At 70.0% G+C, this 24,142-nt stretch carries 19 protein-coding genes; 6 read left to right on the top strand and 13 right to left on the bottom strand.

Translation table 11 applies throughout. The annotated features are described in order from the left end of the window. Positions 1 to 329: 329 nt before the first annotated feature. The 6 genes from ACZ4WS_RS05860 to ACZ4WS_RS05835 form a co-directional block, all read right to left on the bottom strand. Positions 330 to 1,361, bottom strand: a complete 1,032-nt coding sequence (locus ACZ4WS_RS05860; protein WP_467977531.1) for a BMP family lipoprotein — start codon at positions 1,359 to 1,361, stop codon at positions 330 to 332. A gap of 334 nt (positions 1,362 to 1,695) precedes the next feature. Continuing rightward, entirely contained in the window at positions 1,696 to 2,916 is a 1,221-nt protein-coding gene (locus ACZ4WS_RS05855) for an amidohydrolase (protein WP_467978313.1), read from the bottom strand. A gap of 383 nt (positions 2,917 to 3,299) precedes the next feature. After that, positions 3,300 to 4,373: a hypothetical protein gene (locus ACZ4WS_RS05850; protein ID WP_467977529.1), complete on the bottom strand. Its 1,074-nt coding sequence runs from the start codon at positions 4,371 to 4,373 to the stop codon at positions 3,300 to 3,302. A 47-nt stretch (positions 4,374 to 4,420) separates the two neighbouring features. Continuing rightward, positions 4,421 to 5,359 carry an N-acetylneuraminate synthase family protein gene (locus tag ACZ4WS_RS05845; protein WP_467977528.1) on the bottom strand — a complete coding sequence of 313 codons (939 nt, stop codon included), beginning with the start codon at positions 5,357 to 5,359 and terminating at the stop codon, positions 4,421 to 4,423. Positions 5,360 to 5,373: 14 nt separating this feature from the next. Next, positions 5,374 to 6,711, bottom strand: coding sequence for a cytidylyltransferase domain-containing protein (locus tag ACZ4WS_RS05840; RefSeq protein WP_467977526.1), 1,338 nt, complete (start codon positions 6,709 to 6,711; stop codon positions 5,374 to 5,376). A gap of 41 nt (positions 6,712 to 6,752) precedes the next feature. Next, the gene (locus ACZ4WS_RS05835; protein WP_467977524.1) at positions 6,753 to 8,081 is read right to left on the bottom strand and encodes a DUF6716 putative glycosyltransferase; all 1,329 of its coding nucleotides are present in this window, start codon (positions 8,079 to 8,081) and stop codon (positions 6,753 to 6,755) included. A 198-nt stretch (positions 8,082 to 8,279) separates the two neighbouring features. Here ACZ4WS_RS05835 and ACZ4WS_RS05830 point away from each other — a divergent pair, with 198 nt between their 5' ends. After that, positions 8,280 to 9,263: a glycosyltransferase family 2 protein gene (locus tag ACZ4WS_RS05830; protein WP_467978311.1), complete on the top strand. Its 984-nt coding sequence runs from the start codon at positions 8,280 to 8,282 to the stop codon at positions 9,261 to 9,263. After that, complete coding sequence (locus tag ACZ4WS_RS05825; protein ID WP_467977522.1) at positions 9,260 to 10,594, top strand: alpha-2,8-polysialyltransferase family protein; 1,335 nt, start codon at positions 9,260 to 9,262, stop codon at positions 10,592 to 10,594. Before ACZ4WS_RS05830 ends, ACZ4WS_RS05825 begins: the two co-directional genes overlap by 4 nt. A 99-nt stretch (positions 10,595 to 10,693) precedes the next feature. Here ACZ4WS_RS05825 and ACZ4WS_RS05820 read toward each other — a convergent pair whose 3' ends face one another. Together ACZ4WS_RS05820 and ACZ4WS_RS05815 are read right to left on the bottom strand one after the other, a co-directional pair. Next, entirely contained in the window at positions 10,694 to 13,027 is a 2,334-nt protein-coding gene (locus tag ACZ4WS_RS05820) for a glycosyltransferase (RefSeq protein ID WP_467977521.1), read from the bottom strand. After that, positions 13,024 to 14,496 carry a glycosyltransferase family 29 protein gene (locus ACZ4WS_RS05815; protein WP_467977519.1) on the bottom strand — a complete coding sequence of 491 codons (1,473 nt, stop codon included), beginning with the start codon at positions 14,494 to 14,496 and terminating at the stop codon, positions 13,024 to 13,026. Before ACZ4WS_RS05815 ends, ACZ4WS_RS05820 begins: the two co-directional genes overlap by 4 nt. Positions 14,497 to 14,789: 293 nt before the next feature. Between ACZ4WS_RS05815 and ACZ4WS_RS05810 the strand changes: the two genes are divergently transcribed. Then, on the top strand, positions 14,790 to 15,959 hold the full coding sequence (locus ACZ4WS_RS05810; protein ID WP_467977518.1) for an acyltransferase family protein: 1,170 nt from the start codon (positions 14,790 to 14,792) through the stop codon (positions 15,957 to 15,959). 80 nt (positions 15,960 to 16,039) lie between these two features. Here ACZ4WS_RS05810 and ACZ4WS_RS05805 read toward each other — a convergent pair whose 3' ends face one another. Continuing rightward, positions 16,040 to 16,261, bottom strand: coding sequence for an RICIN domain-containing protein (locus ACZ4WS_RS05805; protein ID WP_467977517.1), 222 nt, complete (start codon positions 16,259 to 16,261; stop codon positions 16,040 to 16,042). A 520-nt stretch (positions 16,262 to 16,781) separates the two neighbouring features. On the opposite strand from ACZ4WS_RS05805, the gene ACZ4WS_RS05800 reads away from it, so the two are divergent. Further along, positions 16,782 to 17,753 (top strand): class I SAM-dependent methyltransferase, encoded by a 972-nt coding sequence (locus tag ACZ4WS_RS05800; RefSeq protein ID WP_467977515.1) that lies wholly within the window; start codon positions 16,782 to 16,784, stop codon positions 17,751 to 17,753. Positions 17,754 to 17,860: 107 nt separating this feature from the next. On the opposite strand, the gene ACZ4WS_RS05795 is transcribed toward ACZ4WS_RS05800, so the two are convergent. Next, positions 17,861 to 18,511: a TetR/AcrR family transcriptional regulator C-terminal domain-containing protein gene (locus ACZ4WS_RS05795; RefSeq protein ID WP_467977513.1), complete on the bottom strand. Its 651-nt coding sequence runs from the start codon at positions 18,509 to 18,511 to the stop codon at positions 17,861 to 17,863. Positions 18,512 to 18,580: 69 nt separating this feature from the next. Between ACZ4WS_RS05795 and ACZ4WS_RS05790 the strand changes: the two genes are divergently transcribed. Further along, positions 18,581 to 20,029: an FAD-dependent oxidoreductase gene (locus ACZ4WS_RS05790; RefSeq protein WP_467977511.1), complete on the top strand. Its 1,449-nt coding sequence runs from the start codon at positions 18,581 to 18,583 to the stop codon at positions 20,027 to 20,029. Here ACZ4WS_RS05790 and leuE read toward each other — a convergent pair. From leuE to ACZ4WS_RS05775, 3 genes are all read right to left on the bottom strand, one after another. Then, positions 20,026 to 20,676, bottom strand: a complete 651-nt coding sequence (gene leuE / locus ACZ4WS_RS05785; protein WP_467977510.1) for a leucine efflux protein LeuE — start codon at positions 20,674 to 20,676, stop codon at positions 20,026 to 20,028. The genes ACZ4WS_RS05790 and leuE overlap by 4 nt on opposite strands. Before the next feature lie 55 nt (positions 20,677 to 20,731). Next, a complete protein-coding gene (locus ACZ4WS_RS05780) occupies positions 20,732 to 21,313 on the bottom strand; it encodes a Uma2 family endonuclease (RefSeq protein WP_467977508.1) in 582 nt (193 codons plus the stop codon). Positions 21,314 to 21,403: 90 nt separating this feature from the next. Then, positions 21,404 to 22,984, bottom strand: coding sequence for an acyl-CoA mutase large subunit family protein (locus ACZ4WS_RS05775; RefSeq protein ID WP_467977506.1), 1,581 nt, complete (start codon positions 22,982 to 22,984; stop codon positions 21,404 to 21,406). A 209-nt stretch (positions 22,985 to 23,193) separates the two neighbouring features. Here ACZ4WS_RS05775 and ACZ4WS_RS05770 point away from each other — a divergent pair, with 209 nt between their 5' ends. Next, positions 23,194 to 24,006: a L,D-transpeptidase family protein gene (locus ACZ4WS_RS05770; RefSeq protein WP_467977504.1), complete on the top strand. Its 813-nt coding sequence runs from the start codon at positions 23,194 to 23,196 to the stop codon at positions 24,004 to 24,006. Positions 24,007 to 24,142: the final 136 nt, after the last annotated feature.

Raw genomic sequence — 24,142 nt, 5'->3', positions numbered from 1 at the left:
GTACCCGGGGGCTCCGCCCCCAGACCCCCCGTATCGGCACGAATGGCCTCGTCCTCAAACTCCCCCACTCTCGGCTTCGCTCGAGCGGGGGGACCCCCACGACGGGCTAAAAGATTGCCGCCCACGCACGGAAGGGGGCGTGCCGGTACATCAAATGCCCGCATCCGGACGGATCAAAAGAAGACGGCGCCCTCCCGCCCTACAGCTGATCCGTCCGGATGCGGGCGGATGTACCGGCGCGCCCCCGACCCACCCACCGGCGGCAGGCGAACCCGGCCGGAGCCGCACAACGCACCCCGGCCGAGCTACCCCCGCTCACCTTGACGGAGTCACTTCGTGTTGACGGTGACCTTGCCGTCGATGATGTCCTGCTTGGCCTTGTCGACCGCCGCGACGACGTCCGTCATGGCCTTGTACTTCGGGTTGGTGTCGGCGAAACCGACACCGCCGTTGTCGAGGCCGCCGCGGACCACGCCGGTCTTGGGCGCGCCCTCGTACACCGACTTCACCAGGTCGTAGACCGCGCCGCCGACATTCTTCAGCGCGGAGCCGAGGATGTAGTTCTTGTAGTCGGCCAGCGCCTTCTGCGAGTACTGGTCGGAGTCGACACCGATGGCCCAGACCTTCTTGCCCGCAGCCTCGGAGATCACGCCCTGACCGGAGAGACCGGCCGCGTGGTAGAGGACGTCGGCGCCCGCCTCGATCTGACCCGCCGCGGCGTCCTTGCCCTTGTCGGGGCTGGAGAAGCCACCCTCCTGGGCCGTCTGGGTCAGATACTGCGACTCGATCTTGATCTTCGGGTTGACCGACTTGGCGCCCTGGTCGAAGCCGGCCTCGAACTTGTGGATCAGCGGGATGTCCACGCCGCCGATGAAGCCGATGTGGTTCTTCTTGGTGGTCTTGGCCGCGGCCACACCCGCCAGGTAGGAGGCCTGCTCCTCGTGGAAGACCATGTCGGCGACGTTCGCGGCCTTGTCCTGCTCGTCGTCGATGATGCCGAAGGTGGTCTTCGGGTACTTCGCCGCGACCTCCTTGACGGCCGGCGCGTAGACGAAGCCGACACCGATCACCGGGTTGTAGCCCGCCTTGGCGAGCTGCTCCAGGCGCTGCACCTTGTCGGCGTTCGACTCGCCGTCCTGCGGCTCGATGTCACGGCCGCCGATCTTGAACTCCTTCTCGGCCTTCTGCAGGCCGGCATACGCGGCGTCGTTGAAGGACTGGTCGCCCTTGCCGCCGATGTCGTACGCGAGGCCGATGCCCTTGCCCGAGTACTTGCCGGACTTGTCGGAGCCCCCGGTGTTACCGCTGTCCTTGCTAGTGCCGCAACCGGCGGCGGCGAGCGCGACGACCGCTACGGTCACCGCGACTTGGGAGAACTTCGTCCTCCGAGATATCAGACGCACAACAAGCACCCTTCATCCCCACGGCACCGTCACCGGTCCGCATCCCCAGTTCGCCGTCACCGCAGCGATTTCGGCGCACAGTAACGCGCGTAGACGAGGAGGGGAACGGGGTTTCTCGCGGCCGTTATCGAACCGTGCCGCCACCGGGTTACGTTTACCCGCCACCGGTTACGGCCGAGTGACGCAGGTGGACGAAGTAGTACCGATCGGGGCATCAAATAAGCCACCAACCGGAGCAGTCCGACCGGGGTGCCCCGGCCACCGCCCCAAGCCCCCCGAGCCCCCCGCCCCACTAGAGCGCCGGGTCCAGCAGAGCCGCCGCCGTGAACAGCTCCACCCCGACCGTGATGGCCGACTCGTCCGCGTCGAAGTCACCCCGGTGCAGGTCACGGGTGGTGCGGTCGCCCGGCGTACGCACCCCGAGGCGGGCCATCGCGCCGGGCACGTGCTCCAGGTACCAGGAGAAGTCCTCGCCGCCCAGGCTCTGTTCGGTGTCCTCGATGGAGTGCGCCCCGCGCCGGGCGGCCATGGCGTCGCGGAGGAGCTCCGTGACGACCGGGTCGTTGACGACCGGCGGCACGCCACGGATGTAGTTGATCTCGGACTTCGCCCGGTACAGGTTCGCGATCTCGTCGATGGCCGCGTGCACGAGGTCGGGCGCATGCCGCCAGGCGTCGAGGTCCAGGCAGCGGACGGTCCCGGAGAGCTCGGCGTGCTGCGGGATCACATTGCAGGCGTGCCCGGACTCGATGCGCCCCCAGGTGACCGCGAGCCCGCTGCGGGCGTCCACCCGCCGGGCGACCAGGGCCGGGACGTCGGTGACGACGCGGGCGGCGGCGGTGACGAGGTCGGTGGTGAGGTGGGGGCGCGCGGTGTGTCCGCCCGCGCCGTCGAGGGAGACTTCGAGCCGGTCGCACGCCGAGGTGATGGCGCCGTGCCGCAGGCCGATGCGCCCCGCGTCCACCTTCGGGTCGCAGTGCACGCCGATGATCCGCCCCACGCCGTCGAGCACGCCCGACTCGATCGCGTCCGGGGCGCCGCCGGGCAGCACCTCCTCCGCGGGCTGGAAGATCAGCCGTACAGGGCGGGCCAGCAGCCCCTCGCGGTGCAGCTCGGCGAGGACGAGCCCGGCGCCGAGCACGACGGTCGTGTGGATGTCGTGGCCGCAGGCGTGGGCGCGGTCGGGCACGGTCGACCGGTAGGCGCAGTCGGTCTTGGTGTCCGGGATGGGCAGCGCGTCGATGTCGGCGCGCAGGGCGAGCATGGGGCGGTCGCCGTCCCACTCACCGATGTCACACATGAGCCCGGTCCCGGTGTCGAGCACGCGCGGCTTCAGGCCCGCCTGCTCCAGACGCGCCTTGAGGGCCGCCGTGGTGCGGAACTCCTGGTTTCCGAGCTCCGGGTGCATGTGCAAGTCGCGCCGGAACGCTACGAGTTCGGCGCGCAGTGCCTCGGGCAGCGCGCCGGGGAGCACCGCTTCCCCGGGGAGGTCGGCCTCGGACTCTCGGGACATCAGTTGGTTCACCCTCTGAAGGGTAGGGCGATCGGGCGGCCAACTAACCCACGATCAACAAAAGTTCAGCCCGTTAGGGGAAGAAAATCTGGCCGCGCGGCGCATAGGTATCGACGGGGATGGGTAAACTCGCCCGGCTTTCCGGGCGATTGGATCTTGAACCGATCCGCCTTGAACCGATCCGCGGGGCTCCGCCGGGGGTCGCCCGCGGATCCCACCGGAGAACGCTCGATGTGCCCGAGCCCATTCCCGTGCTCCGTCTCCACGGTCGCACAGATCACCCCCGTCCGGATTCCGGAAGCGTCACCGCCACGCTGCCGTTCGACACGGACGGTGAGCAGCCCTCCCGCGCGGGGCGGGCCGGGCATACCGCCGTACGGGGGTCAGGCGGTGCTCACCGCCGACAGCCGGTGTACGTCCCGGGCCGTGCCGGTCACGCCCGACAGGAAGCCCTGAGCCCTCGGCGACGCGTGCTGCGTCAGCCAGGTCGGGTCGATGTCGCAGACGGCGACGCGGACCTCGGTGCCGACCAGCGCCAGCGGGAGGGTGTGGACGACCGTCGACGGGAAGCTCAGGATCGTTCGGCCGATGGGGCCTCTGCGGGCGATCAGTTCGAGGGGCAGGTCGGGGCGGACGATCTCGAGGCCCGTTTCGGCGGCCAGGCGGCGGAGTTTGCCGGCGCTCTCGCGGCGGTGGGCGAAGTAGCGGGTCGCGCCGTGCGCCTTGGCGAGGGCGCGGACCGCCTCCAGATAGCGGTCCGGGTCGACCACGCCCGTCTCCACCAGGGACGTGCCGACCAGGTCCGCGCCCTTGGTGATGCGGGGCGGGCCGAAGCGGGCGCGGGTCCAGGAGAAGTCGTTGACGGTGATGCGGACGCCGTCCGGTGCCGAGTCGATCGGCATGGACGAGAAGACCTCGACCGAGCGGCGGGCGGTCGGGGTGAGGCGGCGGCGGGCCGAGGCCGAGACCGGGGCGAAGAGCACGTCGCGCGCGCCGGGACGGCCGCCGCGCCGGTGCCAGCGCACCAGGCGCTCACCGCGGGCGAGCTGGGCGACGAACTCCATGGTGGCCGTGCCGTCGTCCACGACGACCAGGTCGCGGGCACGGGTGATCGTCAGCAGCAGTTGTACGTAGCGGGAGAAGGGGTCTCCCATGACGATGCGGTCGGCGCGGCGCAAGGAGCCCGCCAGGCCGCCGATCGTGTGGAAGGGGGCGGTGGCGCCGCCGCGTGCTTCCTCCCAGCGGACCTCGTAGCCCTCGTCGCGGGCCAGTTCCGCCATCCGGCGCAGCTGGCCGCGTGTCATCGGGTCGGTGGGGGACAGTACGACGAGGGTGAGCCCCGCGCCGGGCTCCTGGAGCGCGTTCGCATGCGCCCACTCCAGCACGTTCAGGAGCTGGACCGGGCTCTCGACGAAGGCGAGGGTGCGGGGGCCGGCGGAACCGGCGCGGGGGCTCATCGACGTATGACCGTCCCGTCGTAAGGCGTTCAGGGAGTTCAGGACGCTCAGACCGCGACCGGCTCGCCCGCCGCCGCGGCGATCTCCGCCTCCGCGACGACACCCGTGACGCGGCGCAGCTTCTTCATGGGGCCGAGCTCGGACTCGTAGACCTTCTTGACGCCGTCGCCGAGGGAGGCCTCGATGGTGCGGATGTCGCGGACGAGGCGGGTGAGGCCCTGCGGCTCGACGGAGGCGGCCTGGTCGGAGCCCCACATGGCGCGGTCGAGGGTGATGTGGCGCTCGACGAAGGTGGCGCCGAGGGCGACCGCGGCGAGGGTGGTCTGCAGGCCCGTCTCGTGGCCGGAGTAGCCGATCGGGACGTTCGGGTACTCCTTCTCCAGCGTGTTGATCACGCGGAGGTTGAGCTCCTCGGCCTTCGCCGGGTACGTCGACGTGGCGTGGCAGAGCAGGATGTTGTCCGAGCCGAGGACCTCGACCGCGTGGCGGATCTGCTTCGGGGTGGACATGCCGGTGGAGAGGATGACCGTACGGCCGGTGGCGCGCAGGGAGCGCAGCAGCTCGTCGTCGGTCAGGGACGCGGACGCGACCTTGTGGGCCGGGACGTCGAACTTCTCCAGGAAGGCGACGGCCTCGGTGTCCCACGGGGAGGCGAACCAGTCGATGCCCCGCTCCTTGCAGTGCTCGTCGATCTGGCGGTACTCGTCCTCACCGAACTCCACGCGGTGGCGGTAGTCGATGTAGGTCATGCGGCCCCAGGGGGTGTCGCGCTCGATGTCCCACTGGTCGCGCGGGGTGCAGATCTCCGGGGTGCGCTTCTGGAACTTGACGGCGTCGCAGCCGGCCTCGGCGGCCACGTCGATCAGCTTGAAGGCGTTCTCGAGCTCACCGTTGTGGTTGATGCCGATCTCGCCGGTGATGTACACGGGCCGGCCGGGACCGGCGGTCTTCGAACCGAACGTGCGCAGGCGGGAGTTGGTGCTCATGGTGGAGACGTTCCTTACTTGTTGAGGGAGTCGAGAGAGGGGCCGAGGATCCAGCTGGCGATCTCTCGGATCGCGCCGTCGCCACCGGGGACGGTGGTGACCGCGCGTGCGGCGCCGCGCACGACGTCGTGGGCGCTCGCGACCGCCACGGGCCAGCCCACGAGGGCGAAGCACGGGAGGTCGTTGACGTCGTTGCCGACGTAGAGCACGCGCTCAGGCGCGATGCCCTGCTCCTCGCACCACTGCTTCAGTGCGAGGTCTTTGCGGTCGATACCGTGCAGCACGGGCATCTGGAGCTTGCGTGCGCGGGCGGCGACGACCGGGTTCTTTTCCGAGGACAGGATCAGCATCGTCAGCCCGCTCTTGCGCAGGGCGGCGATACCGAGGCCGTCCCCGCGGTGCACGGAGACGAACTCCCGTCCGTCGGAGTCGATCAGCACCCTGTCGTCGGTCTGGGTGCCGTCGAAGTCGAGGACGACCGCGTCGATGTCATCGGCGGTCGGAAGGGCGTTCGGGCGCGAGGCGTCGAACAGCGGCGCGAGCGCCCGGGCACGGGCGAGGTCGTGCGGGTCGTCGATCTCCAGCACCCGGGCCGGGTCGGTCCGGACAAGCTCCGTACGCCCGAAGAACCGGTGCTGGTGCTCGCGCAGACCCGCCGCGTCCATGGCGTACGCGGCGCCGGTCTCCAGGAGGTCCTGGGGCCGGTCCTGGCGGCGCGGGCGGAAGGACTTGTCGTGGTTGACGCCGTAGCCGCCGTCCGTGACCGTGGAGTTGGCGACCTTGGTGCCGCCTCCCCCAGCCTCCGGCCGGGGGGACCCCCATGTCGCTTCGCTCACCTGAGCGGTGCGGGTGGAGTCGATGGCTCCGGGGTCGTCCGCCGCGTCCCGCCAGATGAACCCGTGGAACGGGGCCACCGTCAGGGCGGTGTCCGCGCCGTTCTCGACGACCGCCGCCGCGACCCCGTCGATGTCCTCCCGCACGATGAACGGGCTGGTGCACTGCACCAGCAGCACCACGTCGACCGACGCGCCGTGCAGGGCCTCGTGGGCGTCCATGGCGTGCAGGACGGCGGCCTCGGAGGTGGCGGTGTCGCCGGCGATGGCGGCGGGGCGCAGCACGACCTCGGCGCCGGCCTCGCGGGCGGCCGCGGCGATCGTCGTGTCGTCCGTGGAGACGACGACGTCCGTGACGAGCCGGGACGCGCGGCACTCGCGCACGGCGCGGGACACCAGCGGCACACCGCCGACCGGGGCGAGGTTCTTCGCGGGGACGCCCTTGGAGCCGCCGCGCGCGGGGATCACCGCGAGCACACGGCGCACCGGCGCCGCTTGGCCCGCTTCCGAGTTGGACATTCGCTGTTCTCCTTGACGAGGGACACGTGGGATCTGGGCGCTCACAGCTCGCCCATCCGCCGGATCACCGGCGCCACGCGCTGCACTCCGTGGCGGTAGGCGCCGCGGGCCGCCCGGCGCACGATCTGCCGTACGGGGCTGGGCTCCTTGTCCGCCGCGGGCGCGCCGGGCAGCGGGCTGCCGTCCGGGCCGAGGTGGTGGCGGGCGAGGATGCCGGGCAGATAGCCGGGCGCGGTGGCGGGCGTGTAGTAGGGGGCGAGGGGCGGGAGTCCGGGCGCTTCCAGCAGCTCGGTGATGCGGAACCGGGCCACGTCGAAGGCCGTCTCGTACGACCCTCCCCCAGAGGGGGGACCCCCAGCGGCGACGCCCTGCCGGGCCACCCACGCCGCGTCGGGCGTCGGCCGGTGTCCGGCGTCGAGCTGGTCCCAGGAGGCGAGGCATCCGGAGCCCACGAAGTGGTGGTTGCCGAGCGCCTCGCGCACCCCGAGGTCGGTGAGGACGACGGTGGGGACGCGGCGGTGCAGGGACTCCAGGGCCGCCGTGGAGCTGATGGTGACCAGCAGGTCGGTGCGGTCCAGGACATCGCCCATGTGCCCGTACACGAGGCGGAAATTGGCGGGCGGATCAGCCTTCTGCACCAGCTTCTGGTAGGGCAGCTCCTCGATGTGCGTGGTGTGTTCGCCCGGCTTGGAGCGCAGCTTGAGCAGCACCTCGCGGTCCGGGTGCAGACGGGCGTGCTGGACCAGCCGGTTCAGCAGGTACGTACGGTCCTTGCGGCTCTCCGGTACGGAGGGCTGGGCGGCGAAGACGACCGTGTACGGGTCGTTCCCCCCGCCGTACGGCTTCCCGCCGAGGAACGGCAGCGCGACCTCGGTCACCGACCCGGCGTCGGCGCCGACCCCCTCGTACACGGCCCGGAAACGGTCCGCGTCCTGGCGGGAGTTGGCGAGGACGAGGTCCGCGCCGTGCCGCAGCAGCAGGCCGTCGGCGAGCTTCTCGTAGACGACGCCGACATAGCCGGTGACGACCACGGGCCGCTTCGCCCGCCCGTCCCAGGCGCGGGCCAGGCCGTGCAGCATCGCCTGGACGGCGCCGCCGACCAGGGCGAGGACCAGTACGTCGTACTGCTCCTTCGCCATGTGGCGCAGGAACTCGACGGCGGTGACCTCGCGGAGGGAATCCGCGCGGACGCCGACTTCTTCGAGCTGGCGGGCGGTGGGGGTGGCACGGCCGCGCAGGAGGAATCCTTCGAGGTGAATGTCCGATTCAGGAGGGGAAATGCGGTTCGCGGTGAGCGAGCCCCATTTCCACCGAGTATCGGAATCCGCGAGGACGGCTACCCGCAGGGACTTCGTGGTACTTGCTGGCACACCGAAGACGCTAGGAACCCATTTCGAGTTGCGGCCCAACCCGAATACAACAAACGGTTAACAGCACATCGACGAATGGCGAATCGGGCCGCGATCGGCATAGAAATCAGCTGGGTTCACGGTTCCGCCACGCCTCGTTCACCTGACATCTCACCAACGGTCAAGACGAATGCCGGGCCGCCGCCTAACGTCACGTGGGTGGTCAAGCTCTCCATCATCGTGCCGTTCTACAACGTGCAGCAATATGCACCCGACGCCCTGAGGAGTCTGCGCGCGAACGCGCGCGCCGACTTCGAATTCATTCTCGTCGACGACTGCTCGACCGACGGGACACCGGACATTCTCGCGCGCGCGGAGCGCGAGCTCCCGGGCGCCGTGCTCGTCAGACACGAGAAGAACGGAGGGCTGGCGACCGCGCGCAACACGGGCATCGACGCGGCGCGCGGCGAATACCTCACGTTCCTCGACGGGGACGACTGGATCGCCCCCGGCTATTACGAGCAACTCCTCGCCTCCATCGAGGACCTGGGCTGCGACTTCGTCCGTACGGACCATGTCCAGTGCACCGCGCGCGCCCGCACCGTCCACCGCGTACCGCACGGCCTGCGCGGCGTAGTGATGCGTCCGCGCGACGCGATCCTGCCCGCCGACCGGTCCACCTCCGTCGACTACGCGTACGCCTGGGCGGGCATCTACCATCGCCGGCTGGTCGACCGCGGGCTGCTGCACTTCACCGACGGACTGCGTACGGCCGAGGACCGGCCGTGGATCTGGAAGCTGCACCGGGAGGCGGAATCCTTCGCCACGGTGGGGCTCCTCGGCGTGTTCTACCGGCGTGGCGTGGCCTCCTCGCTGACCCAGATCGGGGACGTACGACAGCTCGATTTCATTCGTGCGTTCGATCAGGTGATAAAGGAAACCGCCGCGGACCCCGATGCGTCAAAGCTGCTGCCCAAAGCCGTGCGCACCTATTGCGCGATTATTTCCCACCACCTGGGATCCATCGAAAGGTTCGAGCCACCCGTGGCGCGGAAACTGAAGTCCATGAGCGCCGGGGCATTGCAGCGCATGCCGCAGGACGTGCTCGACGAGGCCCTCGACTCGATGGACCTCGAGCGGGCCACGCGGCTGCGCCGGCTGCGCCGCCGTCCCGCCGGCGCGGCCGCGGGGGTGGCGGCGTGACCACCCAGATCTTCATGGCGTCCACGCTGTACGGCACCGCCACGCTCGCCGCGGCCCTGGACTCCGACTGCTTCGGTCCCGCGGACCGGCGCATCCTGCTCGTCTCCAACAACGCGGCGACACCCGAGACGACGCCCGCCGTGGACGAGATGCCCGGGTTCGAGCAGCTGCACGGCCGCTTCGACGACGTGGTGTCGTGGAACGAGACCATCTCCCCTTTCCATCCAGGGGGTTGGGCTCCCCGGCTCGATGACGTGCCGATGTGGGAGCGGCATCTGCGGCTCGCCTGGAACCTCGGCGACGACGACATCGAGCTGGCCGTCGAGTCGATCCAGGTCAATCCGGCGCTCGGCGTCGCGCAGATCTTCACCGGCACGCCCGTCACCGTCTACGCGGACGGCCTGATGAGCTACGGCCCCACCCGCAACAAGATCGACCAGCTGGTCGGCACGCGCGTGGTCCGGCTGCTCCACCTGGACCTGGTGCCGGGCCTGAAGCCCCTGCTGCTCACCGAGTTCGGCGTGCCGTCGGAGGTCGTGCCGACGGACGCGTTCGCGAAGGTGCTCGCCGAACTCGTGGACACCGGTGACGCGTTGCCGGCCATCGACGAACCGGCCCTCCTCCTCGGCCAGTACCTCTCCGCGCTCGGCATCCTCACCGCCGAGCAGGAGGAGAACCTCCATGTACGGATGCTGAAGGGCGCCGTCGAACTCGGCCACACCCGGGTCGTGTTCAAGCCGCACCCCACGGCCCCGGCGCGCTGGTCGCGCATCCTGGAGCAGGAGGCCGAGAAGCTCGACGTCGAACTGACGGTGCTCGACACGCCCGTCCTCGCCGAGGTGCTGTACCAGCGGATGCGTCCCGCGCTGGTCGTCGGCTGCTTCTCCACGGCGCTGCTCACCGCGTCCGCGCTGTACGGCCTGCCGGTCGCCCGCGTCGGCACGGACTCCCTGCTGGACCGTCTGTCGCCGTTCGAGAACAGCAACCGCGTCCCGGTCACGATCGTCGACGCGCTGCTGCCCGAGCTGACGGACCGCGCGGCGGTCACCGAGCAGCGGGGCAGTATGGACACGGAGGCCCTCACCGGTCTCGTACGGGCCGTCGGTTTCGCGATGCAGCCGAAGATCCTGCCGGGCCTGCGTCCCGACGCCGAGCGGTATCTGACGGAGCATCTGAACAACGCCACCTGGCGGTACTTCAAGCGCAAGCGGCTCACCTCCCTGGCTCTGCCCGGCGCGGTTCCCGCCCAGCTGTCCTTCCTGCCGCGCAACGCGACGGTCCGCCGCGTCGCACGCCGTGCGCGCAACCTGCGGCGGGTCGTGCGCCGCTGAGCGCGTCGCGGATACATCCGCACCGTACGGGCGTGGGGGCCGGTTCACTACGAGCCGGTCCCCACGCCCGTTCCGCCATCTCTGCCGCTGCCGCTATCGCTATCGCTTCAGGATCGTCGCGATGTGTCCGGCGTTCTCCTGCGTGGCCTTCCACAGCAGCTGCTGCCGGTCGTGGACGTCGGCGACGGTCGTCGCGTGGTTGTCCAGGATCCCCAGCGCCCGTTCGGTGAGCACCGCACCGAGGTTCTTCTCGTGCACGGAGACACCCCACTCCGGGCGGTCGATGTCGGACAGGAAGTACGCCATCTTCGGGTGCGAGATCAGGCTGATGATCGGCGTGCCGACTCCGAACGGGATCATGCCGGCGTGCCCGCGCATCCCGATGACCAGCCGGGTCTTGGCGTAGGTCTCCCGGATCGCGTCGTTGTCGAAGTCGTACATCGGGATCACCGGCAGCGAGATGCCGTGCTCGCGCCGCAGGTCGAAGGCGATCCGCTCGTCGTCGAGCGAGTGCGCCACGCACTTGACCTCGGTGTGGTCGCCGATCCCGCGGACCGCCTCCGCGATCTCGGCCAGGAAGTGCCCGTAGTCGTGCCCGAAGCGCAGCCCGGCCCGGTCGTAGGCGGCGTTCAGCAGGACCGTGTCCTCGCGGTACGAGGGGTCGGTCCAGCCCGCCACCAGCTGACGCATGACCGTGGTCGGGCAGGGCTGGAAGCGCACCTTGTCGTGGAGTTCGGCGGGCAGCAGCGCACGGACCTTCTCGATGGAGCCGTGGTTGCGCAGCCCGAAGAAGGCGGACTTCTCCACCAGCAGCCGCAAGCTGGAGTTGAACCGCTCCTGCCGGTAGGACTGTCCGTCGAAGGCGTTGAAGCCCACCGCGAAGACCATGATCGGCACGTCGACGCGGCGCAGCGCGTCGTCCGGGACGTTCCACTGCCAGGCGCTGTTGCCGTTGGGCATGGTGTCCGGGATGAACAGTCCGCCGCCGCCGATGACCAGGCCGCGCCGGGAGTTGACCCGCTCCAGGGCGGCCTCGTCGAACAGGCGGTGGGCGTGCACCGAGTGCCAGCGCCGCGTGGTGGTGTCGGGGCCGAAGGCCAGGCGTACGGTCTCGGGCAGCAGCTTGTCGCCCGCGTTGCCCTGCCGGTCCATGTAGAAGGCGACATGGGCGAGCTGGTCCTCCGGGACGCCCTTCTCCTGGGTGGGCACACCGATGGCGCGCTGCGCCCACAGCCTGCTCGCGCGGTGCGTGGGGTCGACCGTGAGACCGGCCGTCGCGTACCGCTGGGCGGCGGCGTTGTCACCGTGCACCCAGGCGATCTGGGCGAGCCGCGCGTAGGCGGTCGCGGCCCGGTTGGGGGCGGCGGTGGCGAGCAGCAGCTGCGCCTTGGCCTCGTCGTAGCGGGAGACGCTCATCAGGGCGTGGCCCAGCACCTCGTGCGGCCAGGCCTCGTCGGCGGGGATGCGGACGCTGCCCAGCAGTTCGGCGGCTTCCTGGTACTCGCCCGCCCCGATGTGGGCCAGCGCGACCCGGCGGGCGCTGTCCAGGTCGCCGGTGCGCCGCACGTGCGGGGTGCCGTAGTGCACCAGCAGGTCGTGGTGGAGGGACCCGGAAAGCCCCAGGTACGCGGCGTGGAAGTCGGCGTCGGACAGCTCGAACTCGCGCCAGCGGTCCTCCGCCAGGGTGTAGCCGGCCTCGCCGCCCTGCCAGGGCTTGTGCCGCCCGGTGAAGTGCAGGATCGCGGTGTCGTCGGGCACCGGGAGGTCTCCGGACAGGCGCCGCTTGACGAAGTTGTAGCGGGGGTCGAGGCGGACGAAGCCACCGTCCAGGACGGAGTTGAGGATGCCCTGGTCGTGCTTGTCGAGCTCGTAGTCGCCGCTGCGTCCGACGGCGTCGATCTTCGCGCAGAACGCGTCGCTGAGGTACTCGCGCTGGATGACCAGCAGCCCCGAGTTGAGCTTGTGCTGCCCGTAGAAGAACTGCGGAACGGCGGCCAGCCCCTCGCGCAGCTTCAGCAGTTCACCGAGGCCGTCGAGGACGACCATGTCGGTGTCGAGGGTGATGATCGTGTCGTAGTCGCGGACGCGGAACACGTCGAGGATGAAGTACGCCTTGCGGACCAGGTAGTTGTCCTGGTCACCCTTGGCGTACGACTCGTAGTGCTCGGCGTCGACGCGGCGCAGCACGATGCGCGGGTGCAGGGCGCGGATGCGGGCGATGGAGCCGGGGCGCAGGTCGTCGTGCAGGACGATGAAGTCCTCGCAGACGTCCGGGTTGGACAGGGCGAGGCTGCGCAGCAGGGCGAGGAAGCCGGGCAGGTAGTTCTCGTCGACGAAGCTGGCGAACGCGACCCGCCGCTTGCCGGTGAGCGCGTGCGCCGAGGCGGCGGCCGGGGCCTGGTCGAGGGCTCCGGTCAGGGGGGTCACGGTCATCGCAGGGATATCCTCATGTCGGTCACATGCTGAGCCCGTTCCATGACCCAGTCCTTCTCACTCGTGTACTCGTGCACGGACGTGATCGGCATCTTCATCGCTTCCTGGATGCGGTAGGCACCGCTCTCGTAGAAGTCGAAGCCGATCAGGTCGAGGGTCGGGCTGACGTCCAGGAAGTCCAGCAGCCACAGCATGTTGAAGCCGCTGGTAGGGATGGCGGACCAGGCGTCGGCGCCGAGCTTGCCGATGTTCCGCACGGGCCAGCGCAGCGACTCGTCACCGAGGTACTGCTGGGCGCCGGGCACCAGACGGTTGCGCAGCGAGTACTTCCAGTCCCCCGACACACCGCCGAAGACGAGCCGGGTCGTCACCGGCTTCTCCCAGTTGAACCCGTGCTTGTGGATGCTGACGTGGATGTCGGTGCGCGTGCCGGTGTGCTTCGGGTCGATCTTGTACGAGTTGAAGCGCACCACGAGGTCGTACGCGTCGATCTCGGCACCCAGCGAACTGCGGCCGACCCGGCCCGAGTTGGCGATCAGGCAGATCGACTTGCCCGCGATCTGGTTGCGGAACTCGCCGAGGCTGATCCAGTTCACGCCGCCGAAGGTGGGGTCGGCGACCGGTCCCCGCATCCGGATCCGGCGCTGCTCGGCGTAGAGCCCGGCGAGGTCGACGAGTTCGGCCAGCCTGGCGGCGTCGGCGCCGGCGAAACCGAGGCGCAGGTCCAGGTACTGGCTGAGGAGTTCCTGCCGGTCGGCCACGGGAGCGTTCTCGCCGGCCAGCGCGAGCAGCGCGCCGATCAGCCGCGGCTCGGCCGAGGCCCAGTCGCCGCGGGCGTGCCGGTCCAGCCCCTCGGCCCACACGTCGGTGGCGGGACCCCGGGCGAAGTCCTCGGCCGCCGGGCACTGGCGGCGCAGCACACGCAGCAGTTCCTGCTCCCGCTCCGCCGCGGCCCGCAGGCCCGCGATCTTGGCGGCCACGCCGAATCCGTCGTCGTCGGTGAGCGCGAGATAGCGCTCGTACGCCTCGACGGAGGCGGCCTCGTCGCCGAGGGCCTCCAGGAGCCGGGCGCGCAGCCGCCAGCCCGCGCGGGAGTTCTTGCGCTGGGCCATGACGGTGTCGCTGATCACCAGCGCCAGGTTCAGCTCGTCGTCGTAGCCGCATTCCAGCGCCTTGTTGGCGACGGCCAGCAGGGCGTCCAGCACATCGCCGTCGAGCCCGCCGGAGGGTGCGGCCACGCCCTTGACGGCCCGCTTGAGCAGTGCCGTGGCGCCACCGGCCGGTGCGGTCGGGGCGGCGGTCGGGGTCATCCCCCATACGGCGAGCAACTGCCGCAGCTGCTCGGCCAGTGCCGTCCGCCGACGGTCGAGGCTGCCCACCAGCTTTCCGCTGTGCACCGCGCAGGCGCGCAGGCAGTCGTCCAGCTCCCCTCCTCGCGCACGCGCCTGTTTGTTCTGGACCGTCGTCATGGCACTCCCGGTTTTTACCAAGCCAAATCCGCGTTTACCGCTGCATGCTGTGTGTTTACCGCTGCATGTGCTGCGTTTACTGGTGCATGGGGGGTTGATGAGGAAAGTAGGAATCCAAAACGACGGACGGGTGAACTCATCGCGTCCGTACGGAGAATGGTTGGATCGTCAACGAGTGGCTCCCTGTGAATCGGATCAACGCGCTGTGCCACGCGTGTGACGTCCGGGGCACGGCGCACGCTCATGGAGCGTCGGCGCTCCGTCGCGTGGTCCGCCCCTGAGAAAGTCCGGGCATGAACGCGTCCGACCGGACCATGGCACCGGCACGTCCGACCCTCGCGCCGCCCCCGTACCCCCCGACCCCCGAGATGCCCTCCGCTCGCCCCGTCCCCGCCCCGCACGCACGGGAGGACCGGCTGCGCTCACTGGACGGCCTGCGCCTGCTGGCCGCCCTGATGGTCTGCCTCTACCACTTCGCCGGGAGGGGCGGGACGGTCGCCGCCTCCTGGCACCAGTCCCCCGGCCTGCTCTTCCCGAGCCTGTCGCGGGCGGCGGTCTACGGCTGCCTCGGCGTACAGTTCTTCTTCGTCATCAGCGGCTTCGTGATCTGCATGAGCAGCTGGGGGCGGACCCTGGGCGACTTCTTCCGCTCCCGGGTGGCCCGGCTCTACCCGGCGTACTGGGCCGCGCTGCTCCTGGTCACCGCGGCGGCGCTGGTGCTGCCGGACGTCCTGCGTCCGCCGAGGCCCGACGAGTTCCTGGTCAATCTGACGATGCTCCAGCAGCCGACGGGGGTGCCTCGGGTCCTCGGGGTGTGCTGGACGCTCTGGGTGGAGGTGCGCTTCTACGCGCTGTTCGCGCTGCTCGTGGTCCGGCGGGGCGTCACCTACCGGCGCGTGGTGCTGTTCTGCTGCCTGTGGACGCTCGCCTGTGCCGTCGCCCGGGTCGCCGACACTCCACTGACGGACGAGCTGGTCATGCCCGACGACTCGCCCTTCTTCATCGGCGGCCTGGCGCTCTATCTGATCCACCGTTACGGGAGCGACCTGCTGCTCTGGGGCATCGTGGGCGTGTCCTGGCTGCTGGGGCAGCGCTTCTCGACGGTGGGGCTGTGGCACCCCGGCGCGCACGGCGGCCTCCAGCGCGATCCGTACGTGATCCAGCTGATCGTCACGCTCGCCTTCGCCGCCGTGGCGGCCGTCGCGCTGGGCTGGGCACGCGGGGCGAACTGGCGCTGGCTGACGGTGGCGGGGGCGCTGACGTACCCCTTCTATCTGGTGCACGAGCATCTGGGCTGGGTCGTCATCCGGGTACTGCACCGGGATCTCGGGCTGCACCCGTATCTGACGCTCACGCTCACGGTGTTGAGCCTGCTGGCCGTGTCCTGGCTGATCCACCGTTTCGTGGAGAGGCCTTTCGGGCCGCGGCTGAAGCGGGCGCTGGCGGTGCGGCCCACACCGTGACGGGGCGGCCCGGGGCGGGGCCCCGGGCCGCTTACTGCTTGGCTCTTACTGGCTTACCGCTGGCCGCTGGCCGCGGTGGATCAGATCCAGTACTGCTCCGACGCACCGTTGCAGGTGTAGATGACGAGCTTGGTGCTGTTCGCGGTGCCGGCGGCGTAGGTGGACATACAGGTGTTGCTCTTGCTGTTGACCCAGGTGAAGTAGTCGAGCGCCGTCGCGGAAGCCTGAGTTGAACCGAGCGAGAGGCTGGCGGCCACCGCCGCACCGGCCGCCAGAGCCGTACGGATCTTCGTCTTGCTCACACGTGCCCCCTTTTCCGCCGCGGACGGGGGTTCCGTCCTGCGGGATTTCCGAGCCGCTCCTGTCACAGCTGTCGCTGGAGCGGCGGGGAGATCTTGGCATGCACAGCATCAGTGGCGACTGGGGACCACCGGTCAGCGTCGAGTGAATCCAGCGGGACGCAAGAGGGAAAGTGAGGTGTCCATTCCGCATCTCCCGGGTGCGGCGCAAGCGGCCTGCCTGCACATGGCACTGACACAAACCGCGGGCGCCCGGATATCGAGACGCGCGGGGGTGGCCGAAAGAAGCGCAGGATGATTACGGCCGCAACTAAAGGGACGCGGCCGGACACCCGGTAATAGCCGCCAGTAAAGCGGAAATTGGCCTGGCGTTCACTTCGGACGCCGGTTCGGAATTCTCCCTCCGGGCATGCGCTCCATACTTCTTGACCGCCCCATAGGCTTCTCATAGGTTCCTGGGCCTGCCGGCCTCGCGCAGAGCCCGGGCCTCAGCCTCGTCCGCACAAGGGAGTGCTCTCTCCTCATGACCGCCGCACAAGGCACGATCCGACCGCCCCGCCGGCTCGACGACGTTCCCGGCTGGTTCCCCGTCCTCGACCAGATGCTCTTCGACTGGTTCCTGGACCGCCAGGAGTCCACGGAGATACGTGGCGACCTGCTGGAAGTCGGGGTGTACATGGGCAAGAGCGCGATCTTCCTCGGCCGCCATCTCCGGGAGGACGAGCGGTACACCGTCTGCGACCTCTTCGAGGGCGACGCACCGGACGGCGCCAACCAGGCGGAGTCGACGAAGTCGTACAGCGCGCTCACCCGGCGGACCTTCGAGGAGAACTACCTCTCGTTCCACGACGAGCTCCCCCGCGTGCTGCAGGGCCCCAGCTCGCTGGTACCGGCCGAAGTCGAGCCCCGCTCCTGCCGGTTCGTCCACATCGACGCCTCGCACCTGTACGAGCACGTGCACGGGGACATAGGAGCGGCCCACGACGCACTGCTGCCCGGCGGCATCGTCGTCCTGGACGACTTCCGCTCGGAGCACACGCCCGGCGTCTCCATAGCCGCCTGGGAGGCCGTCCTCAACAGGGGCCTGCACCCGATCTGCCTGAGCACGCAGAAGCTGTACGGCACGTGGGACGATCCCGAGCCCTTCCAGCAGGAGCTGCTGGCCATGGTGCGGGAGCGCGGGGACTGTCACCTGAGCGTCCAGCACGCGGCCGGACACCGCATCATCCGCCTCAAGTCCAACGGCATGCAGGCCCCGGCCTTCCCGCCCTCCCGGCACCACACGGACAGTCCCGAAACCGCCGCGGTCCGGGCCGGGTCCGAGGCCCCCGCGGGGCAGCGGCCCGCGAAGCCGTCCGCGTCCGCCGCCCAGCACTCCCGCCCCGCGGCCCGCCGCAGCCGCACCCGCCGTATCGCCGCCGACCTGCTGCCGCCCGTTCTCACCCGGGCGATCCGCAGCGCCCGCTCGGCCAGGCGCGCGGCGACGTCGCGCTGACCCGTAGGCGCACGGCGGCGCGCTGACCCGACCCGGCCGTCTCACCTTCACCCACGCCGACCCGACCCTGCCGTCCCGCTTTCACCCCGCGCCGCGTCGGCAGGGTCTCAGCGGACCCCGTACCGCGCCGCGATCCCCGCGATCACCAGCCGCAGCCCCTCCTCGAAACCCTCGTCGTACCCCTGGAAGATCTCGGTGCCCGCGGCCGCGGCGAGGGGGAAGTCCGCCATGCGCGCGGCGCGTTCGTCGACGTCGTAGCCCTCGCGGCGCTCCCCCGGCAGCGGCTGGACGCCCTGTTCCTCGGTGACGAAGCCGAGGGTGAAGAAGTAGGCCGTGGAGGAGGCGCGGACGGCCTGGGGGAGCTGGAAGCCCGCCTCGACGAGGGCGCGCAGGTTCGCTTCCATCTCGACCCCGTGTTCGGTGCCGGTGAAGCGGGAGCCGCTGAAGACCTTGGCGCCGTCGCGGTAGCCGAGCAGGGCGGCGCGCAGCCCGCGATTGGCGTTCAGGAGCCGCTCCTGCCAGGTGGCGCCGGGGGCCAGGGCCACACCCGCGACCATCCGGCGGTACATCTCCGTGGCCATCTCGTCGAGCAGGGCCTGCTTGTTCTTGAAGTGCCAGTAGAGCGCGGGCGCCTGGACGTTCAGCTCCTTGGCGATGGCCCGCAGGGTGAGGCCGTCGAGGCCGACCTCGTTGAGCAGCCGCAGGGCGGTCTCGATGACCTGCTTCTTGTCCAGCTTGGGGGATCTCTGCGTCACCACGCTTGACAGTTTAACGCCGTTAAGGGCAGGCTCCAAAGCCTGGAGCTTAACGGCGTTAAGGAGCTGTCCATGGACGTGTACGACAACGCGTACGACACTCATGTCCTCGTCGTCGGTGCCGGTCCCACCGGGCTCGCGCTCGCCGTCGACCTCGCCCGGCGCGGAGTGCGCGCCCTCGTCGTGGAGCGGGCCGACAAACTCTTCCCGGGCTCGCGCGGCAAGGGTCTGCAGCCCCGCACCCTGGAGGTCCTCGACGACCTCGGCGTGCACGAGGCGATCCGGGCGGCGGGCGGCCCGTACCCGGTCGGGATGATCTGGCGCGACGGGGAGCGCCAGGGCGAGCACCGGATGTTCGACGAGACGGAGGCGAGCGAGACCTCGCCGTACCGCGCGCCGTGGATGGTGCCGCAGTGGCGTACGCAGGAGATCCTCTTCGCGCACCTCGATGAGCTGGGCGGCGAGGTCGCGTTCGGGCGGGAGCTGGTCTCCGTCGCGCAGGACGCCGACGGGGTGACGGCCCGGTTCGCCTCCGGCGCGCCCGTCCGCGCGCGCTACGCCGTCGCCGCCGACGGAGGCCACGGCGCCGTGCGGCGCGCGCTGGAGATCGGCATGACCGGCGAGACGGTGGACCCGAACCCGACGCTGGTGGCCGACGTCCGCATCAACGGGCTCGACCGCGACAACTGGCATGTCTTCCCGCCCGCCGACGGCGAGGGCTTCCTGGCGATCTGCCCGCTGGCGGGGACGGCGGACTTCCAACTGGTCGCCCAGTTCCCCGAGGACGCGACGCCCGACCTCTCCCTCGACGGCATCCGCAAGGTCGTCGCCGCCCGCTCGCACCTCTCCCCCGACCAGGTGACCGAGGTGCGCTGGGCCTCGGACTTCCGGCCGCGGGCGGCGATGGCCGACCGGTTCCGCGCGGGCCGCGTCTTCCTCGCCGGTGACGCCGCGCACGTCCACTCGCCCGCGGGCGGGCAGGGCCTCAACACCAGCGTCCAGGACGCCTACAACCTGGGTTGGAAGCTGGGTGCGGTGCTGCGGGGCGGGGCTCCCGAGTCCCTCCTCGACTCCTACGAGGAGGAGCGGCTGCCCGTCGCCGCCGACATGCTCGGGCTGTCCACCCGGGTCCACCGGGGCGAGGTGCGGCGGGGCGCGGCCACGCAGCAGCTCGACCTCGGCTACCGGGGCACCTCGCTCGCGGTGGAGACCCGCACGGGCCTGTCCGAGGACGCGCTGCACGCGGGCGACCGCGCACCGGACGGCATCCGCGGCGGCGTACGCCTCTTCGACGCGTTCCAGGGGCCGCACTGGACACTGCTGGCGGTCGGCACGGACGCGGGCACGGACGCGGACGCGGACCTGCCGACGCTCTCCGCCGCCGTCCGCACGGTCCGGATTCCGTCGTACGAGGCGTACGGGACCGGGGTCTTCCTCGTCCGGCCGGACGGTTACGTGGGATGGGCGGGCGCGACAACGGAGGGTCTGGCGGAGTACGCGGCCCGCGTGGGCGTCGCTTAGGCGCTGGCCAGCGTGAGCTTCACGGCGAAGCCGAGGAAGAGGGCACCCGCGGCGGTCGTGGCCCCCGCGGAGAGGCGCTTGCGCCTGCGGAAGGCCGCCGCCAGCTTCGTACCGCTGAAGATCAGCGCGGTGAGGTACAGGAAGCTCGCGAGCTGCGCGAAGGCGCCGAGGACGACGAAGGAGAGGGCCGGGTAGGCATAGCCCGGGTCCACGAACTGCACGAAGAAGGCGACGAAGAACAGGATCGCCTTCGGGTTGAACAGACTGATGACCAGCGCGCGCTGGTAGGGCCGCTCCTCGGTGGCCGCCTCGGGCTCCACGGTCTCCGCGACCCGCTCCCGCCGGGTCCGCCACATCGCCCACGCGGCCCGCAGCATGCCGAACGCCAGCCACGTCAGATATCCGGCGCCGGCGTACTTGACGATCCCGAACAGCACCGCGTTCGCCTGCAGCAGCGAGGCGACTCCGGCCGCCGACAGCGTCATCAGCACGGTGTCGCCACACCAGACGCCTGCGGCGGCCGTGTACCCGGCGCGAACACCTCGGCGGGCGGCGACGGACAGCACATAGAGCGAGTTCGGGCCGGGGAGCAGAACGATCAGGACGAGTCCTGCGAGGTAGGTGGGGAGATCGATGACACCAAGCATGAAGTGGAGTGTCGCACGGGGGTACGACACTCCACTTCCGGGTTTCGCATCGCGGTCAGTCGTCACCGTCGAGGAGGTTGTCGACGGACAGTTCCACGGAGACGCCGACGGACTCGGGGAGCGGGACGGTCATGCCGCGCTTGTAAGGCGTGACGGTGCCGTACTTGTCGCCCTCGGGATCGGTGTACACGACAACCTGTTCATGCCTTCGATCCACTACGACGTACACCGGGATACGTGTCTCGGCGTAGATCTCAGCCTTTGCGTGCACGTCGGTTCCCCAGTTGGAGGAGGTCACCTCCAGGACCAGCCGGAATACGTGCGGCGCGTAGCAGTTCTTCTCGATCAGTGCGTCAGCGATATCGGCATCGACCACAGACAAGTCCGGGATCGCGTAATCCGCTGAACCTGTTGGCAGCCACAATCCGATGCCCGGGCGAACCTTGAGCCCTGCCGCTTTCGCCCCTGCCCGCCGGATCTCGTAACCGGCCTCGAACACCGTCCCCTGGTGCGGCTCGTCCGGCGGTGATGTCACAAGAATGCTCCCCTTGAGGACCTCCACGCGGTGTCCGGGCAGCCAGCTGGAGACACGGTCGGCGGCCTCAGCGATCGTTGTCTCGCGCTCTATCACAGCCACGGCAACCTCCTTTCAGGAGCACTCTCCACGAGCGTAACCGGGAACGGGCATATTCCGCCTCCGATCACCCAATCGGGGTAATCGCCCAGGTCAGAACGCATCCGCCGGCACGTAAGTCCCCCAAACCTCCCGCAGCGCATTGCACACCTCGCCCACCGTCGCCCGCGCGCGGAGGGCGTCCTTCATCGGGTACAGGACGTTGTCCGTACCCTCCGCCGCCTTCTTCAGGTCGGCCAGTGCCGCGTCCACCGCCTCCTGGTCCCGCTCCGCCCGCAGCTTCGCCAGCCGCTCGGCCTGCTGGGCCTCGATCGCCGGATCCACGCGGAGGGGCTCGTACGGCTCCTCCTCGTCCAGCTGGAAGCGGTTGACGCCGACCACGACCCGTTCGCCGGAGTCGGTCTCCTGGGCGATGCGGTACGCGGAGCGCTCGATCTCGCCCTTCTGGAAGCCGTGTTCGATGGCGCTGACCGCGCCGCCCAGGTCCTCCACCTTCGCCATCAGCTCGACCGTGGCCGCCTCCACGTCGTCCGTCATCTTCTCGATGACGTACGAGCCCGCGAAGGGGTCGACCGTGGCGGTCACGTCCGTCTCGTAGGCGAGGACCTGCTGCGTACGCAGAGCAAGGCGGGCGCTCTTGTCCGTCGGCAGCGCGATCGCCTCGTCGAAGGAGTTCGTGTGCAGGGACTGCGTGCCGCCGAGGACCGCGCCCAGGCCCTGGACAGCGACGCGGACCAGGTTCACCTCCGGCTGCTGGGCCGTGAGCTGGACGCCCGCCGTCTGCGTGTGGAAGCGCAGCATCAGCGACTTGGGATTCTTCGCCCCGAACTCGTCGCGCATCACGCGGGCCCAAATACGCCTGGCCGCACGGAACTTGGCGACCTCCTCGAGGATCGTGGTCCGGGCGACGAAGAAGAAGGACAGGCGCGGGGCGAAGTCGTCCACGTCCATCCCGGCCGCCACGGCCGTACGCACGTACTCGATGCCGTCCGCCAGCGTGAACGCGATCTCCTGCGCGGGTGAGGCGCCCGCCTCGGCCATGTGGTAGCCGGAGATCGAGATCGTGTTCCACTTCGGGATCTCGGTCTTGCAGTACTTGAAGATGTCCGCGATCAGCCGGAGGGAGGGCTTCGGCGGGAAGATGTACGTGCCCCGCGCGATGTACTCCTTGAGCACGTCGTTCTGGATCGTGCCCGTCAGCTGGGAGGCGGGCACGCCCTGCTCCTCGCCGACCAGCTGGTACATGAGCAGGAGGAGAGCGGCGGGCGCGTTGATCGTCATCGACGTGGAGACCTTGTCGAGGGGGATCCCGCCGAACAGGATCCGCATGTCCTCGACCGAGTCGATCGCCACACCCACCTTGCCGACCTCACCGTGCGCGATCGGCGCGTCCGAGTCGTGGCCCATCTGCGTGGGCAGGTCGAAGGCGACCGACAGACCCATCGTGCCGTTGGCGATCAGCTGCTTGTAGCGGGCGTTCGACTCCACGGCCGTGCCGAAACCGGCGTACTGGCGCATGGTCCACGGACGTCCGGTGTACATCGACGGGTACACGCCACGGGTAAAGGGATACGAGCCCGGCGCGCCCAGCTTCTCGGCTGGGTCCCAGCCCTCCAGAGCCTCCGGCCCGTAGACCGGTTCGATGGGCAGACCGGACTCGGATTCGCGCGCCATTGCTGTGCCTCCCGCTGAAGCTACTCACTAGTAGGACCCGACCTTCGCGACGGACTGTAGTGGCGGCCGTGCGCCCGGTGGAGAGGACCGGGCTGGGACCTTCCTCACAGACCTGTTCACAGTTTCATTCCCCACCATGGCGCGCCGTTCGCAACCGGGCACGCGCGGGAAACATCTCAGGTGACACGACAACACAACGGGGGGTCGGGATGCGCACGACAGGTATCAGGAGATCGCTGGCCGCCGTCGTGGCGCTCGTCGCGGTCGGCGGCTGCACGGCGCACGCCGTGGACACGAAGGGGCATCAGCCGCCCGCGACGAGCAGCGCCACGGCCACTCCCGGGGACGCCAAGCCGAGCGGCACTCCCTCCAAGGCCCCGCAGCCGGCTCCCGAGGTCCTCTGGTCCGGCGGCGACAAGGGCACGGACGTCCGCGAGGTGCAGGCCCGGCTGCACCAGGTCGCCTGGCTCTTCGAGGCCCCGACAGGGACGTACGACGCCAAGACGGCCACCGCCGTGAAGGGGTTCCAGGGCAAGCGGGGGCTGCCGCGCACCGGCGAGCTGGACACCGTCACCTGGCAGCGGCTGAAGCAGATGACGCACGAGCCGGCCCAGTGGGAGCTCTACCCCTACGGCGGGCAGCCGGCCGCGCAGCCGGACCCGCGCTGTATGACGGGCCGCGTGCTGTGCATCAGCAAGACGAGTCGCACGCTGCGCTGGATGATCGACGGGAAGACGGTCTCGACGATGGAGGTGCGGTTCGGCTCGCAGTACACGCCGACCCGCGAAGGTGTGTTCAGCGTCTACTTCAAGTCGCGCTACCACGTGTCGACGATCTACCACTCGTCCATGCCGTACGCGATGTTCTTCAGCGGCGGCCAGGCGGTCCACTACTCCTCGGACTTCGCGGCCCGCGGCTACTACGGCGCCTCGCACGGCTGCGTGAACGTACGGGACGAGGGGAAGATCGCGGCGCTGTTCGCGCAGGTCCGCACGGGGGACAAGGTCGTCGTCTACTGGTGACGTCCGGTGGGCGTCCGGCCGATGCCCGGCGGAGAGAGAGTGGGGGGGGGGGGGGGGGGGGGGGGGGGGGGGGGGGGGGGGGGAGGCGCGGAACATGTATCGGGGAAAGGGGGGGAGGGCAGAGGCCTGTATCGCA

The organism is Streptomyces sp. NPDC029292 (assembly GCF_055569295.1).
The sequence above is the reverse complement of the archived record's forward strand: the minus strand, read 5'-3'. Positions and strand labels throughout refer to the sequence as shown.